General features: G+C 42.1%; 13 protein-coding genes. 7 read left to right on the top strand and 6 right to left on the bottom strand.

Annotated elements, in window-relative coordinates; genetic code table 11:
- Positions 1 to 76 precede the first annotated feature (76 nt).
- The 4 genes from MTO98_RS23420 to smc all read left to right on the top strand — a co-directional run bounded on the left by MTO98_RS23420 (position 77) and on the right by smc (position 7,244).
- Positions 77 to 1,027: a pepsin/retropepsin-like aspartic protease family protein gene (locus tag MTO98_RS23420; RefSeq protein WP_243481405.1), complete on the top strand. Its 951-nt coding sequence runs from the start codon at positions 77 to 79 to the stop codon at positions 1,025 to 1,027.
- A 1-nt stretch (position 1,028) separates the two neighbouring features.
- Positions 1,029 to 2,456, top strand: a complete 1,428-nt coding sequence (locus tag MTO98_RS23415; protein ID WP_243481404.1) for a hypothetical protein — start codon at positions 1,029 to 1,031, stop codon at positions 2,454 to 2,456.
- Positions 2,457 to 2,681: 225 nt separating this feature from the next.
- On the top strand, positions 2,682 to 3,467 hold the full coding sequence (locus MTO98_RS23410; RefSeq protein WP_243481403.1) for a PhzF family phenazine biosynthesis protein: 786 nt from the start codon (positions 2,682 to 2,684) through the stop codon (positions 3,465 to 3,467).
- 234 nt (positions 3,468 to 3,701) lie between these two features.
- Entirely contained in the window at positions 3,702 to 7,244 is a 3,543-nt protein-coding gene (gene smc, locus MTO98_RS23405; RefSeq protein ID WP_243481402.1) for a chromosome segregation protein SMC, read from the top strand.
- Between the two features lie 61 nt (positions 7,245 to 7,305).
- On the opposite strand, the gene MTO98_RS23400 is transcribed toward smc, so the two are convergent.
- Genes MTO98_RS23400 through MTO98_RS23385 form a run of 4 tightly spaced genes read right to left on the bottom strand, consistent with a single transcriptional unit; the run spans position 7,306 to position 10,452 of the window.
- Positions 7,306 to 8,829, bottom strand: coding sequence for a S41 family peptidase (locus MTO98_RS23400; protein ID WP_243481401.1), 1,524 nt, complete (start codon positions 8,827 to 8,829; stop codon positions 7,306 to 7,308).
- Between the two features lie 54 nt (positions 8,830 to 8,883).
- Positions 8,884 to 9,492: an HAD family hydrolase gene (locus MTO98_RS23395; protein ID WP_243481400.1), complete on the bottom strand. Its 609-nt coding sequence runs from the start codon at positions 9,490 to 9,492 to the stop codon at positions 8,884 to 8,886.
- Positions 9,492 to 9,791 (bottom strand): hypothetical protein, encoded by a 300-nt coding sequence (locus MTO98_RS23390; protein ID WP_243481399.1) that lies wholly within the window; start codon positions 9,789 to 9,791, stop codon positions 9,492 to 9,494. Before MTO98_RS23390 ends, MTO98_RS23395 begins: the two co-directional genes overlap by 1 nt.
- Before the next feature lies 1 nt (position 9,792).
- Entirely contained in the window at positions 9,793 to 10,452 is a 660-nt protein-coding gene (locus MTO98_RS23385; protein ID WP_243481398.1) for an ABC transporter ATP-binding protein, read from the bottom strand.
- Positions 10,453 to 10,921: 469 nt separating this feature from the next.
- Between MTO98_RS23385 and sucC the strand changes: the two genes are divergently transcribed.
- Complete coding sequence (gene sucC, locus MTO98_RS23380; RefSeq protein ID WP_110586079.1) at positions 10,922 to 12,115, top strand: ADP-forming succinate--CoA ligase subunit beta; 1,194 nt, start codon at positions 10,922 to 10,924, stop codon at positions 12,113 to 12,115.
- Positions 12,116 to 12,398: 283 nt separating this feature from the next.
- Here the strand turns inward: sucC and MTO98_RS23375 are convergent, their stop codons facing one another.
- A complete protein-coding gene (locus tag MTO98_RS23375) occupies positions 12,399 to 13,259 on the bottom strand; it encodes an RNA polymerase sigma factor RpoD/SigA (RefSeq protein WP_090466905.1) in 861 nt (286 codons plus the stop codon).
- Positions 13,260 to 13,487: 228 nt separating this feature from the next.
- Between MTO98_RS23375 and MTO98_RS23370 the strand changes: the two genes are divergently transcribed.
- Together MTO98_RS23370 and MTO98_RS23365 are read left to right on the top strand one after the other, a co-directional pair.
- Positions 13,488 to 14,135 carry a DUF2975 domain-containing protein gene (locus MTO98_RS23370; protein ID WP_243481397.1) on the top strand — a complete coding sequence of 216 codons (648 nt, stop codon included), beginning with the start codon at positions 13,488 to 13,490 and terminating at the stop codon, positions 14,133 to 14,135.
- 4 nt (positions 14,136 to 14,139) lie between these two features.
- Complete coding sequence (locus tag MTO98_RS23365; protein ID WP_243481396.1) at positions 14,140 to 14,340, top strand: helix-turn-helix transcriptional regulator; 201 nt, start codon at positions 14,140 to 14,142, stop codon at positions 14,338 to 14,340.
- A 387-nt stretch (positions 14,341 to 14,727) separates the two neighbouring features.
- Here the strand turns inward: MTO98_RS23365 and MTO98_RS23360 are convergent, their stop codons facing one another.
- Positions 14,728 to 16,971, bottom strand: a complete 2,244-nt coding sequence (locus tag MTO98_RS23360; protein ID WP_243481395.1) for a sodium-translocating pyrophosphatase — start codon at positions 16,969 to 16,971, stop codon at positions 14,728 to 14,730.
- Positions 16,972 to 17,096: the final 125 nt, after the last annotated feature.

Below are 17,096 nucleotides of genomic sequence, written 5' to 3'. Positions count from 1 at the left end.
GTAACTTATAATATAAAATGAGGGTCTATTAGGTATAGTACTTAATGTGATGCCCAAGGTTTATTTGCTGTTGATCATGCTTCTTTTCGCTTTCTGTTTCAATGCGGAAGGAGGCGAACGTGTGACCATCAGCGGCCTCACCTTTAAAAACGTAAAATCTTATCCTGATCCGTCGCCTACCGGCGATTTTAAAACACTGGTTATTCCTATAAAAAGAGCTGGTAACCTCATCGTTATTGAAGCACAGATTGATACCCTTGAGGGTAACTTTGTATTGGATACAGGCGCGCCTTACCTGGTTTTAAACGAAACCTATTTTCGATACATGCCCCATGTGGCCGAACAGGAATCGGCCGGGGTTAATGGCTATGCCAACAGCTCATTTACTACTTATGTCCGCAATTTAAATATCCTTGACCTGCATTATCCGAAGCTCCGTGCTGATGTTACCGATTTGTCGGCTATCGAAAACGGCAAGGGGATCAAGATACTGGGGTTGCTGGGCACCAGGCTGTTCGCCGATTTTGCCATTACTGTTGATCTTTTTCGCAATAGCCTTTACATTCAAAAACTTGATGAAAACGGCAACATCCCCGAAGCAGAAAAGGTGTTTCACGACCGGTTTATGGTGAGTCCGTTCCGGATGCTCAATGATGTTATTTTAATGAAAGGTACCATTAATGACAATTCGCTTTGGTTTGCTTTTGACAGTGCCGCCGAAACCAGCCTGCTTGATTACCGGCGTTCAAAAAAACTCATCCCTGAAATGGAAGTTGTAAGCCGTACAAAAATTATGGGGATTGGCGGTACCTCTATCGAAGTAATATATACCCGGTTCGATAATTTGGTTGTCGGCGACCGCAAATACATGAAAAACCGTATTTTAATAACCAATCTCGAAAAAATGGGAAATGCTTACGGATACAAGATCGATGGTGTTTTAGGATATGATTTCTTTGTTCGCGGCATATTCACCATCAACTTTGTTAAAAAAGAATTTGAAATGTACATTTACAGCAACCAGTAATATGAAAAGGCGCGGGCGTATAGTTATTGTTTTTTTTGCGATCATTTGCATGGCCATACATGCAAGGGCACAAAAACGCAGTAGCCTGGTTATGAGTGATGATAAGCTGAAGTTACTCATTGATATGCGCGCATCTAAAACTGAAGTAGATAGCCTGCTGAAAAAGGCCGGTCTTAAAGGTGTAAGTGCCACTGCCATTTTGAAAGGTGATTTTACTTCCCTGCTAAAAGACGGCTGGGCAGCGGCCGGTAAGCAAGGAACTATTGTAGCGTTTGACAGGCCGCTTGAAGACCTCAATAAAAACCCGCAAACCAAGCCATACCTGATAACTACTAAAATAAATAATGATGATGACGGATCACCGGGGTATCCGGCCGATGTCGATTTCGGTATCAATAATTTTGCTAAAGTCACGGTACATGAGCTATCATCGGGGCTAACCCGGTTCTTTTTGCCGGGCTATTCGCAAACCAGAAGGGCTTTACTATCGGGTAATTTTAACAACTGGAGCACACTTAAGGGGATCATGGCAAAAACCGATAGCGGCTGGATTGTTGATATAAAGCTAAAACCCGGTAAGTACGAGTATAAGTTTATTGTTGACGGGCATTGGATCAACGACAGTTATAACAACCAGGTGGCCAATCATGATGATAACTCCATCTACTTTCGATACAACTATACTTTTAAACTGAATGGCTATTCCAATGCCCGTAAAATAACGCTGGCCGGAAGTTTTAATAATTGGGACGCCAACAGCATCATTCTGGAAAAAAAAGGCGGCATTTGGCAAAAGCAGCTTTACCTGCATGATGGTACACAGGCCTACCGTTTTTTGGTTGATGGCAAATGGATCGCCGACCCAGCCAACCCAAATAAAATAAAGGGCGATGACGGACAAATCAATTCGGTTTTGAACCTTGGCGAAACAATACTGTTTAAGCTTGATGGCTACACCAACGCAAAAAAAGTATACATAGGCGGTAGCTTTAATAATTGGGAACATGGTTTGATCCCCCTATCTAAAACCCAGACGGGCTGGGAGTTACCCCTCATCATTCCGCCGGGCAATTATGGTTATAAATTTGTTGTTGACGGTAACTGGATAACAGATCCTAAAAACCCCAGAAATATGATGGAGGGCGGCGTTGTTAACTCCTATATTTCGGTAAAGCCCAATTACACGTTTAAGCTAAGCGGTTTTAATAACTCCAAAAATGTTCATCTGGCGGGGAGCTTTAATAATTTTGATGAGTTTGGCTATACACTTGCTTTTAACGGTAAGGATTGGACAGTGAGCGTTAACCTGAAGCCTGGCAAGCAGCTGTATAAGTTTATTGTTGATGGTAAATGGATCATCGATCCGGGTAATAAACTTTATGAGCCAAACCAATATAATTCGGGTAATTCCGTTTTATGGATTGAATGAGAAGAAAAGAAGCAAGGGGTAAGAATCAAGATGCAAGAGAAAAGAATCAAGACTTAAGAGCCAAGATACAGGAATAAAAAATAGGAAAGGCAATCGCAGAATCTGAATAATAAATGTCCTGATTCTTATAGTCTTGAATCTTGATTCTTTTCTCTTGAATCTTGATTCTTATTGCCTTGCATTTTGACGCTCACCTCGCTATATTAGCTAAATACCAATATTTATATGATCATCCCCATATACCAGGCCGACGCGTTTACCGATAAGCTTTTTGGCGGTAACCCGGCTGCTATTTGCCCGCTTAATGAATGGCTGCCAGATGCCACCATGCAAATGATAGCTATTGAAAATAACCTTGCCGAAACTGCATTCTTTGTAAAAAATGGCAGCGGTTATAAACTCCGCTGGTTTACGCCTGAGTATGAGATAGATCTTTGCGGGCATGCTACGCTTGCATCGGCACATATCCTGTTTTCGGAACTGGGTTATGAGGGAGATACCATTCATTTTGAAACTGTAAAAGCCGGAACGCTCACCGTAAAGCGTGATGCTGATAAATATACCATGGATTTTCCGTCACGGCCGCCCATCCCTATAGAGGCTCCCAACGGATTGGCCGAATCGCTTGGCGAAAAGCAACCTGTAGCTTTTTTGCGTTCACGCGATTATTTTATCGTTTATGAAACCGAGCAGGATATCAAAGACCTTACACCCGATTTCTTCGCTATGTCGAAAATGGATACGGTGGGCATCATAGCCACCGCTCCAGGCGATAACTCTGACTTTGTTTCCCGTTTTTTTGCACCCGGAGCAGGTATCCCCGAAGATCCGGTAACCGGATCGGCACATTGTAACCTGATCCCATATTGGGCGAAACGGCTTGGTAAAGATAACCTGCATGCCTACCAGCTATCGGCCCGTCGTGGCGAGCTCTGGTGCGAGCTTAAAGGTGATCGTGTGCTGATGAGCGGTAAAGCGGTTACTTATTTGAAGGGGGAGATAAGGGTTTAATTAAATAAAACGTCATTGCGAGGTACGAAGCAATCCCAAACTGTACAGGTCGACCTTGAATAGTTACTCTGTAAGTAGGGGATTGCTTCGTACCTCGCAATGACGTGTTAGTTGTAGAATCAACCTTTCGCCTTTAACCTTTTCCCTTTCACCTCAAATCAAAATATACTTTCAAAACTCAATTATTTATAATACTTTGGAGGTTTGGACTTTGCAAGGTACTTAATAAATTAAATGCAGCTTACCCGTTTAGAAATCAAGGGCTTCAAGAGTTTTGGCGATAAAATAACCATCAATTTTAATGAGGGTGTTACCGCTATTGTAGGGCCTAACGGTTGTGGTAAGTCTAACGTTGTTGATAGTATCCGTTGGGTTTTGGGTGAGCAAAGCACCCGGGCACTCCGTTCGGAGAAGATGGACAACGTTATTTTTAACGGTACCAAAAGCCGCAAATCGGCCAACCTTGCCGAAGTTTCCCTCACTTTTGATAATACAAAAAACATACTGCCAACTGATTACTCGCAGGTAACACTTACCCGTAAGCTTTACCGTACCGGTGAAAGTGAGTACCGCTTAAACGATGTGCAGTGCCGTTTAAAGGATATCACCGATCTTTTTTTGGATACAGGTATCGGCTCAGATTCTTATTCCATTATCGAGTTGAGAATGATCGACGAGATCATCACTAATAAGGAAGGCTCCCGTCGTAACCTGTTCGAGGAAGCATCCGGCATCTCCAAATACAAGCTGCGTAAAAAGCAAACTTTCAGTAAACTTAAGGAAACGGAGGCCGATCTGGCCCGTGTGGACGATCTGCTGTTTGAGATCGAAAAAAACCTCAAAACGCTGGAAAACCAGGCAAAGAAAACTGAACGTTATTATCGCTTAAAAGAGCAATATAAAACGCTGAGTATTATGCTGGCTTCGTTCAGGATAGTGGCATTTAGCGAATCATTAAAAAAGATAGAGGAGCAGGAACTTAAGCACAAAGCTGAGAAAGGTGATATTATTGCCCAGATAGATACTTTGGAAGCTACCTTACAGCAACAAAAGCTGGATAGCATTACCAAAGAAAAGAACCTGTCTGTTCAGCAAAAAACAACCAACGAGTTTGTTTCAAAGATCCGTGCTTATGAAAGTGAAAAAAAGATCAAGAATGAGCAGCTGAAGTTTCAGCAGGATAAAGAATCGCGCTTAACGGATGAGTTGGAGCGGGATAAAAACCAGCTGAACCACGTTTTGTATAACATTAAGCGCTTAAGTGAGGAGAAAGCTACCGAGGATGAAACCCTGCAAGCTATCCAAAGCCGGGTGACTGATTTAAAGGAGGCAGTTGACGAATTGCGTGCACAGCAAACCGAAGCCCGTAACGAGCTTAATGAGTTAAACAACATCAATACCCGCCTGCAAAACCAGGCTTATAAAGCCGAAAAAGACCTGGATATATTACAGATCCAGCAGCAGGCTTTGGAGCAGGAAAGTCAGCGCAATATGGAAGATACCACCAATAAAGAGGTGGAACTTTCGCACTTTAACCAGGTGGTTGCCGAGCTGCAATACCGCAAGGAAACGCTTGATGATGAATTTCAGCAGGCTGTTGAGTTTGAAAACAAGTTAAAAGAGCAGATTGCCGAAACCGACGTTGAGTTGAATTCGGTAAAGGACACTATCATAAAAGAGAGCCGCCGCCTGGATGCCAAGCAAAACGAGTATAACCTTACCAAAAGTATGGTTGATAGTTTGGAAGGTTTTCCGGAGTCGATCAGGTTTCTGAAAAAGAATACCGACTGGGCCAAAAACGCGCCGCTGTTTAGCGATGTGCTTTTTTGTAAGGAGGAATTTCGGGTAGCCATTGAAAACTACCTGGAACCGCTCATGAACTACTACGTTGTTGAAAGCTATGACGATGCGGTGAAGGCTATTAACCTGTTAAGCAATTCGGCTAAAGGGAGGGCAAACTTCTTTGTATTGAACAACTACGCCGATGAAGCAGTTACCCAGGTAAATTTTGAAAGGGCAGATGCTATACCAGCGCTTGGCGTTATTGAAGTGGAGAAACGTTACCTCCCACTTTGTAACTACCTGCTTAAAGGTGTTTACCTGGTTGATGATGATAAAGAAGGGCAGATCAACAGCGAGGCTTTACCTCAAGGCGTTGTACTGATAGGAAAGAGCGGTAAGTTCAATAAATCAAAACATACCATGGCCGGTGGGTCCGTTGGATTGTTTGAGGGTAAAAGGATTGGCCGTGCTAAAAATCTGGAAAATTTAGCCAAGGAGATCCGTGGGATAGAGAACCAGGTAGGGGCGTTCCGCACTAAATCCGACGAATTGCAGAATAAACTTGCTGCTTTACGTTCATCAACCAAAGCTGCCGAGATCAACGAACAACAACTGATCATCAATAGGTTAAATACGGAACTGATCACCGTTAAAACCCGGCAGGAGCAATACCAAACCTTTATTGAAAACAGTCTTAACCGCAAGGAAGATATAGCCCGAAAAATTGCCGGGATAAAGGATGAAATGGCCGCTCTGCAACCGCAACTGGCCGAGCTTAAAACACAGCGTCAGATTCAAAGCGATCTGTTAGCTGATAAGCAGATGGCTTTTAACGAGCTTAACGAATACGTATCCGTACAATCAAACGCTTATAACCAGGAAAATATCCGCTTCCATCAGCAACAAAACAAGGTATCGGGATTGATGAAAGACCTCGATTACCGCGATAGTCAGCAGGAAAACCTTGACACGCGTATCCGTCAAAATACAGTTGAGCTCGAAAAGGTAAAGGTTGCCATACAGGAAAACCTGAAGCTGGCCGATAACTCGGATGACAACTTGTTAGAGATGTACGAGCAGAAGGAAAACCTGGAAAAGGCCACCCAACAAGCCGAGCAGGAATACTACCAATGGCGCGGCCTCATCACCGAAAATGAGAACCAGGTAAGTTCATTAAGGCGCAAGAAAGAGAACAGTGAAGTTATTGAGAACGAACTGCGTGACGAGCGTAATAATTTAAAAATAGACCTTAACGCGCTGAAAGAGCGCCTTTCGGTTGAGTTTAACATAGATATTGAAGACCTGCCCGAAAGCGAAGTTCCCGAAGGTGAAAATGAGCAGGACCTGCGCGAGAAAGCAGAAAAGCTGAAAAAACAGCTGGACGATTTTGGCGCTATAAACCCAATGGCGGTTGAGGCTTATAACGAAATGAACGAACGTTATACCTTTATCCAGGCGCAAAAGAAAGACCTGAGCGAAGCTAAAGCATCATTGCTGGCTACCATTCAGGAGATTGACGATACCGCAAAAGATAAGTTCATGACCGCCTTTATGATGGTACGTGAAAACTTTATCAAGGTGTTCCGTTCATTGTTTAACGAAGAAGATTCGTGCGACTTGATCCTAACGGATCCTGACCATCCGCTCGAATCGGATATTGATATCATCGCGAAGCCAAAAGGTAAACGCCCGCTATCTATTAATCAGTTATCCGGAGGGGAGAAAACGCTTACAGCAACAGCTATCCTGTTTTCGTTATACCTGCTTAAGCCTGCACCTTTCTGTATTTTTGATGAAGTTGATGCACCGCTTGATGATACCAATATTGATAAGTTCAATAACATTATCCGCACCTTCTCTAAAGAGTCGCAGTTTATCATCGTATCGCATAACAAACGTACTATTGCCAGCACCGATGTTATTTACGGTGTAACCATGGTTGAACAGGGTATTTCACGTGTAGTACCTGTTGATTTAAGGGAACTGGCCGATTGATCATAAAAAATGCGAAAAGCTTTTCGGCTGTTCGCATTTTTGCATTTGCGTGAAATGATATTTATTTCTTCTTTTTGTTAAAAATAGGAGGCTTTTTAAGCATTATCCCATTAGTTTTTCGTTTGTCAAGCTGTTGCGCCATTTTTCGGTCCCGGTCTGCCGAGAGTGTATTTAATGACTGGGCAAAGCTTTGTGTTTTTAAAGAAGTAAGTTGATATGTGCCTTTTCTTATAAACTTTACCGCATGGGCTAACAGCGCTTCGGTTGTATCCCCAAAGTCTTTTGTAAGGTCGTCACTGGCGGCAAAGCCATCATAGGTTGTACTTCCGGGCGTCATTCCTGAATAATAGTCTCCCTTATTTGCCGAATTTCTTGTTGAAAACATTGGCATATAAAGTTGGTACCTGTTTATATCAATGTTATAAAATCCAACGGGTTTGCCATAAGTAGTTGTTCCTATTATTTTAACATCCATTTGAGGGATAAGGTTGTTGATAGTAAGCTCGCTTGCTGAAGCGGTGCTGCCAGTAACGATGAAAAATATCCGGCTAAGGTTTATTGATCCTCTCTTTTTGAAATTTACGCTTTGATTGCTTACCGAAAAGAAGCCTTTAGGTATGTTATAGATATTGTTAAGTAGGCTGTACTTATCAGATGTTAGTTTATCGTTAAAATAGGCCGTATACATTTTGGTTCCTGATTTAGCAGCAGGAACAAGGAAATTATCAAGGATTTCGGCCGTTTCAACTGACCCGCCGCCATTGTAACGAAGGTCAATCACCAGATCAGTTATGCCGCCAAATGTGTTGAACGTATTTATTAGCTGCGGGACGGCATTGGTTGTATCTGTAAATGAATTGAAAACCATGTAGCCTATTCGTTTACCATCAACATCAATAACCCTATGCGTAATAACTGGGTTTATGGTATATTTTTCTGCATTAAGGCTTACGTTGATCGAGGTGTTATCCTCCTTTAATAAAGTCATAGTTATAGTTTTGCTGTAAGCGTAAGCGTTTACAACAAATTGGGTTGTACTGCCTCCATAGTCATAGATAAGGCCAGTTCGCCCATTAATCTTGGTTATTTGATAACCTCGTTTAATGCCTGCTTTGTCGGCTGGTGAACCCGGATAAACATATTTTACTCTCAGGTCGAGATCGGTAGGATAAAAAACAGAAAACCCGAAGTCACCCCCATTACCACCCAATTCGCTTGATACGGAGCCATCATCAATAAACGAATATTTGGCGGTACCTGAGTTATCGTAATATTCATAAGGCAGTTTTGTGGCAGGATTAATGGCATACTGCGATAAATGATCAACCTCACTGCTTAAACCGGTGATAGTATCGGTACTTACATAATTACGTGGCTGGAAGTTTTTGTACGAGGGTAGCTGATCATACCACAAATAAGTTTCTTTAGGGTAAAGGAATACTGAATCCCTGATGCGATCAAGCGCTGTACCTGTACTTGGCGGCCCGGAATTATCGTCATTGTCATTAGTACCCGGTTTGTCCTTTTTGCAAGCCGTAAATGAAATTATAAGGATTACTGTAAAAAAGTAAAATGTTTTTCTCATAAGCTTGAGTTTAAGTATTTAAACGCCTTGTTAATAAGTATGTTATAGCAAATGTTATAAAAAATCCCCAACACTGATATAGTCAATTCCACAGGCCTCGGCGCACAGCTTGTCCGTCTCAGAGTTTTCAATCATTACTATTTCTTTACGCTGGAGGCCATGTTCCTGAATAAGCAGGTCAATTACATCAGGCTCGGGTTTTGGCGCGGTTTCTTCAGTAAAGTAGCAGCGGAGATATTTTTCCAGTCCGTGCCATTCTGTTTGTTTTATTTTATTTACTTGCTCCTGTACACTGCCGTTAGTTACAATGAACAGTTTTTTGCGGTCTATTACAATATCCTGCATCAAGGTAAGTATATTTTGATATAAAAGCAGTTTAAGCGGTAATTTGGCCGTTAAAAGCAGGTTCTCAAATTTATCGCGGTATTGCCCGGCAACCGGGAACTGTTCACTTAAACGGTCAAAAGCGGCATCTTTCCCTTCGGCTATATACGTATCGGTTAAAACTTTAGTTGCGGCCTTTGCATCAATCAACTCAATATATTCGAGCATGTTGGCAAACAGGTAATAAGCCTGAAAGTAATAATCCTTTGCCGGATAAAGCACATCATCTAACTCAAAAATAAAAGCCGTTTTACGTTTATCAATATCCTTATAGTCCATTAAGCAATTACGTGTAGTTTTATATCGTATTCATTAAAAAGAGTTTCGGCTTTTAGCAAAAGCTCCGCTTCATCGGGCCTTAATAAATAAACCGAATCAACACCCTTATCAAGGCAAAGCGTTAACATTTCATGCGTATAGCTTGTCGAAGCCGGTTTGGGCAACAAGATCATTTTGCCTGTTTTTATCATAAAGTCGGGCAGGTCCATATGATCACCTAAAATAATATTTTTTCCTTCCAGTTTGTTTTTAAGCTGATAGGCCTGTGCCGATGTAGCGGCTGTAATTAAAATGCTCATGTTAATGGGCGTTAACAATTAAACCATCCTTCATTGTAACTGTACGGTCCGACAGGTTTGCAAGATCTTCATTATGAGTAACAATTACAAAGGTTTGACTGAAATCGTTCTTTAGCTTAATAAATAATTCATGAAGCTCAAGCGCGTTGACCGAATCAAGGTTACCCGAGGGCTCATCGGCAAAAATAAGTGCCGGGTTATTGATCAGTGCCCGTGCTACAGCTACCCTTTGTTGTTCGCCACCTGATAGCTGGTTAGGCTTGTGGTGCAACCTGTCTTTCAAACCCAGCAGGTCAAGCAGTTCGGCAGCTTTTTTTTCGGCGTCAGATTTTGATTTGCCCGCTATAAAGGCCGGGATACAAACGTTTTCAAGCGCGCTGAACTCAACCAATAAATGATGAAACTGGAATATGAAACCAATTTGCCGGTTCCGGAAATCGCTTAGTTGTTTATTATTTAGTTTGTTTAGCTCGATATCATTAATGGTTAAAGTGCCCGAATCAGGCCTGTCAAGTGTGCCTAATATATTAAGCAGGGAACTTTTTCCGGCTCCCGAAGCCCCGACAATAGTTACAATTTCACCCTTTTGTACCTCAAGGTCAACACCTTTTAATATTTGCAGCTGTCCGTATGATTTATGGATAGATTTGGCTTTAAGCATTTGACAAAGTTAACGGATTAGCTGATTTATTTGTTTGGGTTGGATGGATTTGTTGTTTCTCGCAAAGGCGCTAAGACGCAAAGGTTTTTTACGGCTTGTGCGTAGGCCGCGTTAGGGATAGGAGTGGAAAGCCCGGAGCGTGCGATGGCTATGTGCGTTGGCAAAGCGAGGACTTGTAGCGGATAGCCCGGGCCGCAGGCAACGCCATTATTAATTTCGGATTTCGGACGTTCGATTTCGGAATTATATAGATTAAGGAACTTATAGAATATAAAAGTAACATCCAATAAATGTTATTTTATTAACTTTCTTCTTCGTGCTCTTGCATGCTTAAAAATTAAAGGGGAATTAGATGATTAAATCTTATTGTAAATACAATGTTATTTACCCTAAATAAGGGCAAATAAACTGAAACAAGGTGTTTACCGTTTCAAACAAAATTGTAGCTTTACCGCAAATTCTTCAAAACATGAATATTCACGAATATCAGGGTAAAGCTATATTAAAAAGCTATGGCGTTAGAGTTCAGGAAGGCATTGTAGCCGATACTGTTGAGCAGGCTGTTGAGGCTGCCCAAAAATTGAAAGAAGACCTGGGCTCAAGCTGGGTAGTGATAAAAGCACAGATCCACGCAGGTGGCCGTGGTAAAGGCGGTGGTGTTAAACTTGCCAAAAACATTGACCAGGTTAAAGAACATACCGGTAATATTTTAGGTATGCAGCTGGTAACTCCGCAAACCGGTCCTGAAGGTAAAAAAGTTAAGAAGGTTTTAGTAGCACAGGATGTTTACTATCCCGGCGAAAGCGAAACCAAAGAGTTTTACATGAGTGTATTGCTTGACCGCGCACGTGGCCGCAACATCATCATGTACAGTACCGAAGGTGGTATGGACATTGAGGAAGTTGCACACTCAACTCCTGAGCTTATATTTAAAGAAGAGATCGATCCTAAAGTTGGTTTACAGGGTTTCCAAACCCGTAAAATAGCTTTTAACCTTGGCCTTGAAGGCGAAGCGTTTAAAGATATGACCAAATTCATTGCTGCTTTATACAAAGCCTATGAAGGTACCGATTCATCACAATTTGAAATCAACCCGGTTTTAAAAACCTCTGATAATAAAATTTTAGCAGTTGACGCTAAGGTAAACCTTGACGATAACGCTTTATATCGTCACCCGGATTACGCTGCAATGCGTGATACTGACGAGGAAGATCCAACTGAAGTTGAAGCCAGTAAATCAAACCTTAACTATGTTAAGCTTGATGGTAACGTTGGTTGTATGGTTAATGGTGCCGGCTTAGCTATGGCTACCATGGATATCATTAAAATTGCCGGTGGCGAGCCTGCCAACTTCCTCGACGTAGGTGGTACTGCTAACGCACAAACTGTAAAAGCGGGTTTCAATATTATCCTGTCTGATCCTAACGTAAAAGCTATCCTGATCAACATCTTTGGTGGGATTGTTCGTTGCGACCGTGTTGCACAGGGTGTAATTGATGCTTACAATGAAATCGGTAACATTCCGGTTCCAATCATCGTGCGTTTGCAAGGAACAAATGCTGCTGAAGCAAAAGCCTTGATCGATAACTCAGGTTTGAAAGTATACTCGGCTATATTGCTGAAAGAAGCTGCCGACCGTGTTAAAGAAGTGTTAGCACTTTAATTTGAGAGATTAGAGGTTGGTGATTAGAGATTAGTTGCCAGGCTTCTTTTAGATATAAAAAGCGGTGAGTTTAGGCTCGCCGCTTTTTTTTGTGCAATTTTTTCCATCCGTCATTGCGAGGTACGAAGCAATCGCGAACTGTACAGAGGAACTTGCATAGCCGCTCTGCCTATCGGGGATTGCTTCGTACCTCGCAATGACGGGTGGATATGTGGAGTGAGGACAAACAAAAAAGCCACCGGCTTTAAACCGATGGCTTCTGATATTTTAAAGGTTTGTTTTATTACCCTAAGTATGATTTTAATATTTTGCTCCTTGAGGTGTGGCGCAGACGCTGTAAAGCTTTATCCTTGATCTGGCGTACACGCTCGCGGGTAAGGTTGAATTTCTCGCCAATTTCTTCTAATGAAAGCGGGTGATTGGTGCCTAAACCAAAGAACAACACAATGATCTCGCGCTCACGCTCTGTTAAAGTTGAAAGCGAACGTTTGATCTCTTCAGATAACGATTCATTGATCAGGATCGAATCGGTGTTGGGTTCCTGGTTTTCCAGTACGTCAAGCAGCGTATTTTCTTCGCCCTGCACAAACGGTGCATCCATTGATACATGACGGCCAGAGTTACTTAGCGTATCAGAGATCTTATCAACAGTAGTTTCCAGGATATCGGCAAGTTCTTCGGGCGATGGTTCACGCTCATACTCTTGCTCAAGCTTTGAAAAAGCTTTGCTGATCTTACTTAATGAACCTACCTGGTTAAGCGGTAAACGCACAATACGTGATTGCTCGGCAATGGCCTGCAATATCGATTGGCGGATCCACCATACAGCATATGATATAAATTTAAAACCTTTGGTTTCGTCAAAACGCTTGGCGGCTTTAATCAAACCGAGGTTACCCTCATTAATTAAATCGCCCAGTGTAAGGCCCTGGTTTTGGTATTGTTTAGCAACAGATACGACAAAGCGAAGGTTGGTTTTGGTTAAACGCTCCAATGCCGCCTGGTCGCCCTCGCGGATTTTTTGAGCTAAAATTACTTCTTCTTCAGCGGTTATTAGGTCCACCTTACCAATCTCGTGTAGATATTTATCAAGCGACTGCGACTCGCGATTGGTAATGGATTGCGTTATTTTGAGTTGTCTCATCTATTTAATAAACCTGTCTATTCATTATATCCTGAATAGAACGTGCAAAGCTAATATTTTGTTTCTAAAATAAAACATATAAATCAGAAATAGCAATACCAGTGTCAAATTTTATATTTTAATTTTTTATTTTATGAATTTCAGATAAAATTTATTGCTAAACGATGAATTTGTTTTGTTATTTAATAAATATTGTTTTCATTTGACTTGAATTAATATCGTAATGTAATGAAAAAGGTACGTGCCCTTCAAATACTGGTTTATATAGTGTTTGGTTTGTTTATTTTTCAGGTTATGGCTGCCGATATGTGGCAGGGTTTTAAGGATGGATATAATGATGGAATGAACACAACAGGTGGCGCTAAAAGATACGGCCCAACATTGCATGCCACTATTGACGGAAGCTTCATTGCGCAAAAAAATAATGGCGAAATGAAGATAGGTGACGATTATACCTTGAAGAATATAATTATAAATAGTGATATTGTGGTTAATAATGCTAATATATCTGCAGCCTGGTCATCAAATGCTATTGAGATTGGGCTGGTGCTTATTATCTCTGTAATTGTAATAAGGATAGCATACCTTATTAATAAGGTTATTGTAAATATTGTAGAAGGTACCCTGTTTGAGCCGAAGTGCATTAAGCTGATAAAAAGCACCGGTACGATGCTGTTACTATTTACATTGATTGATTATGTAGGGCAGCAGGTATCTTACCAGATGCTAATAGCTAAACTGCACGTACCCTTAAAAATAATCAATACCTCTGCATTTAATTTTGGTACGGTAGTGTTTGCACTGCTGGTATTTATTTTGGCCGAAGCATTTACGCAAGGGGCCAGGCTTAAAGAGGAAGAAGCGTTAACTATATAAAGCTATGCCTATAATTATCAATCTCGATGTGATGATGGCAAAGCGAAAAATGTCATTAAATGAACTGAGCGACAGGGTAGGGATCACTATATCAAATCTATCCATCCTAAAAACAGGGAAAGCCAAAGCCATCCGTTTTGAAACCCTTGAAGCAGTATGTATAGCCCTTGAATGTCAGCCGGGGGATATTTTGGAGTACAGGTGAAAGGTGAAAGGTGAAAGGTGAAAGGTGAAAGGTGAAAGGTGAAAGGTGAAAGGTGAAAGGTGAAAGGTGAAAGGTGAAAGGTGAAAGGTGAAAGGTGAAAGGTGAAAGGTGAAAGGTGAAAGGTGAAAGGTGAAAGGTGAAAGGTGAAAGGTGAAAGGTGAAAGGTGAAAGGTGAAAGGTGAAAGGTGAAAGGTGAAAGGGCATTATGTTAAATAGAACGAAGAAAACTTACGAAGTTTTACTTCGTAAGTTTAGATAAGAGTTATAAGCGGGAGGCTCAAATTTAAGATTCATAAAATCCAATAATCCGGCAAATCGTATAAATCCTGGTTCAACAAAAAAAGCCGCCCTCATCTGGCGGCTCTCTTCAATTAAATATAAAAACTATTAAACACTTTTTTCTGCTTTAACAACCACATGCACGCTGATGGGTTGTTTATTCATCTCTTTTTGGATCCTTGCACTTGTTGCACTATTATGGCTGTTCAGGTGCGGGGCAATAACTAATGATACTATGGACATTAATTTAATAAGGATGTTCATAGAAGGGCCTGAAGTATCTTTAAACGGATCGCCTACGGTGTCACCTGTTACGGATGCTTTATGTGGTTCTGATTTTTTGTAGAAGATCTCACCGTTGATATCGCAGCCTTTTTCGAATGATTTTTTGGCATTGTCCCATGCGCCGCCGGCGTTGCTCTGGAAAATGCCCATCAATACGCCCGATACGGTAACGCCTGCCAGTAAACCGCCCAATACTTCGGGGCCAAAGGCAAAGCCGATAATGATAGGAGTGATCAGGGCTATTAAGCCTGGGGCAACCATTTCGCGGATAGATGCCTTGGTTGATATAGCCACGCATTTTTCGTATTCGGGTTTACCTTCGTAGGTCATGATACCCGGAATTTCTCGGAACTGGCGACGTACTTCTTCAACCATAGCCATAGCAGCACGGCCTACCGCCGAGATACACAAAGCCGAAAAGATGAAAGGGATCATCCCGCCAACAAACAGGCCGGCAAGTACATCGGCCTTGTAAATATCAATATGCTCAATGCCTGCTACACCCACAAAGGCAGCAAATAAGGCCAATGAAGTTAATGCCGCTGATGCTATAGCAAAACCTTTTCCTGTAGCAGCGGTAGTATTACCAACAGCATCCAGGTTATCGGTACGGTGACGAACTTCTTCGGGCAGGCGGCTCATTTCGGCAATACCGCCGGCATTATCCGCAATTGGTCCGAAAGCGTCGATAGCCAGCTGCATGGCGGTGGTTGCCATCATACCGGCAGCAGCAATAGCTACACCGTATAAACCTGCAAAATAATAGGATCCATAAATACCCGATGCCAAAACAAGGATTGGGAGTACGGTTGATTCCATACCAACCGATAAACCACCGATAATATTAGTAGCGTGCCCGGTTGAAGATTGCCTGATAATGCTTAGCACTGGTCGTTTGCCCATTGCTGTATAATATTCAGTAATGATAGACATTAGCGTGCCTACCACAAGCCCAACTACTATCGATCCGAAAACGCCGTTTTTGGTGAAAGGTATTATCCCCGTTTTTAAAACACCATTAACTTCGTCACGTACCATGTGAAATTCGCCCGATGGCAACATCCATTGTACAACAAAATAAGTGGCAATGGCTGTTAATATGATGGACGCCCAGTTACCGATATTCAGTGCGTTTTGTACACTATCGGTTTCTGATTTAATTTTTACCATTGCAGCGCCAACAATTGAAAATATCAATCCGAGACCGGCAATAACCATTGGCAGCAATACCGGAGCAATACCGCCGAAGTTATCATGTGATACAATTTCGCGGCCCAGTACCATTGTAGCCAGCATTGTGGCAACATATGAGCCAAAAAGATCGGCACCCATACCTGCAACGTCGCCAACATTATCACCTACGTTATCGGCAATGGTAGCGGGGTTACGTACATCATCTTCAGGGATGCCTGCTTCAACTTTACCTACAAGGTCGGCACCTACGTCGGCTGCTTTGGTATAGATCCCGCCACCAACGCGGGCAAACAGTGCTATTGATTCAGCACCTAACGAAAAGCCCGCCAAAACGTCAAGTGCTTTTGCCATAGCCTCGCCGTTAACGCTGCTGCCTGCCACCTTAACTACGTAAAACTGGTAAAAAACTATAAAAAGCGATCCTAAACCAATAATGGCCAAACCCGCAACGCCCAGGCCCATTACGGTTCCGCCTGTAAATGAAACTTTTAACGCTTGTGCCAAACTGGTGCGTGCAGCCTGCGTGGTACGTACGTTAGCTTTAGTAGCAATGCGCATCCCCAGGTAACCTGCAAAGGCAGATAGAAAAGCGCCGATCACAAATGATATGGCGATAACGGGGCTTGAAGTAGCAACTGTAGTGCCCGACCAGGCCAGCAAAATACCCGCAACAGCAACAAAGCCGCCTAATATTTTCCACTCGGCACGTAAAAAGGCCATAGCGCCGTCGGCTATGTAACCGGCAAGTGTTGCCATATCGCCGTCACCGGCATTTTGTTTGGTGACCCATGCGGCTTTAACAGCCATAACAAGGATCCCGATAAGTCCAAAAACAGGAATTAAATAGATCAAGTAATTGTTTAGAAAATCCATATCACAAATTTGGTTTAGTAAGTAGGCACTGTTGGTTTTATACAGTGTGTAAATAATAATTGGTATTGCAAAATAGTAATTTTATTTATTTACAATAGTGATCCTTAATATTAAAGTTTTTGAAT

Origin of the sequence: Mucilaginibacter sp. SMC90, from assembly GCF_022811725.1 — a bacterium.
GTDB lineage: Bacteria > Bacteroidota > Bacteroidia > Sphingobacteriales > Sphingobacteriaceae > Mucilaginibacter.
This window is presented reverse-complemented; position numbering and strand designations above follow the sequence as displayed.